The sequence below is a fragment of the Paenibacillus xylanilyticus genome, from assembly GCF_013359935.1.
GTDB classification, from domain to species: domain Bacteria; phylum Bacillota; class Bacilli; order Paenibacillales; family Paenibacillaceae; genus Paenibacillus; species Paenibacillus xylanilyticus.
The window spans coordinates 1-1,018 of record NZ_JABMCB010000133.1; the positions used below are offsets into that span (position 1 = coordinate 1).

Sequence of the window (1,018 nt, forward strand, 5' to 3'; positions counted from 1 at the left end):
CTACTAAATCCTGAATAGCTTTAAGAAGGTTATGTTTAAAACCATCGCTTAATTTGCTGAGATTAACATAGTAGTCAATGCTTTCACCTAAGGAAAAAAACATTTCAGGGAGTTGACTGAATTTTTTATCTATTAATGAATAAGTGCTTACTTCTTCTTTTTGACCTACAAAACCAATTTTAACATTTCCGATATCGCATTTTTCACCATGCTCATCAAAGACAGTAAGATAAAACATTGTAACAAAGGAATAGTCATTCCAACCATCTGCTCGTAGGAATGCCTTATTTTTTTCTACTGCAGGAATATACCCGCCTCTTTCAATAACACTAAACTCCAACATATAGTAACCCTTAATTTTATTAAAATAACCGCAATTTATTTGGCGGCAACACAGGATCTCTCTTTTAAGTTACTCTCTATTACATACGTTTTCCATCTAAAAATTAGTAGTATTGAACTTAACGGGGCATCGTATTGTAGTTTTCCATATTTAGCTTTCTGCTTCCTTTTGGATAACCCACTGTTATTCATGTTGCATGGTGCACTGTTTATACCAACGATATAGTCTATTAATGCATATATAGTATCGCCGAACGATTAGCTCTTCAGGCTTCTGAAGAAGCGTTTCAAGTACTAATAAGCCGATAGATAGCCACGGACTTCGTAGCCATTTTTCATAAGTGTTAACTTCCGCTCCTCGCTCATAACAGACATTCACTACAGTTATGGCGGAAAGGTATGCATGCTGGGTGTGGGGAAGTCGTGAAAGAAAAGAAGTCAGCTGCGTCGTTTGACATCACTGCTATCTTCTTACTGGTTATGCAGGTCGTAGTGGGTGGCACACAAAGCTTTGCACTGGATTGCGAGGCTTTGTGCTTCTCTGGAGTGCGACAGGTTTGATGACAAAAAATTAGCGCAAGAAGACAAAAATCACCTTGCGCTAATGCTCTGTTACAGGTCACTAATACCATCTAAGTAGTTGATTCATAGTGACTGCATATGTTGTGTTTTACAG

General features: G+C 37.7%; 1 protein-coding gene. It reads right to left on the minus strand.

All coding sequences use genetic code 11. The annotated features are described in order from the left end of the window. On the minus strand, positions 1 to 343 hold a 343-nt coding region (locus HP552_RS02975), incomplete at its 3' end, for a hypothetical protein (RefSeq protein ID WP_446686451.1). Between the last annotated feature and the right edge of the window lie 675 nt (positions 344 to 1,018).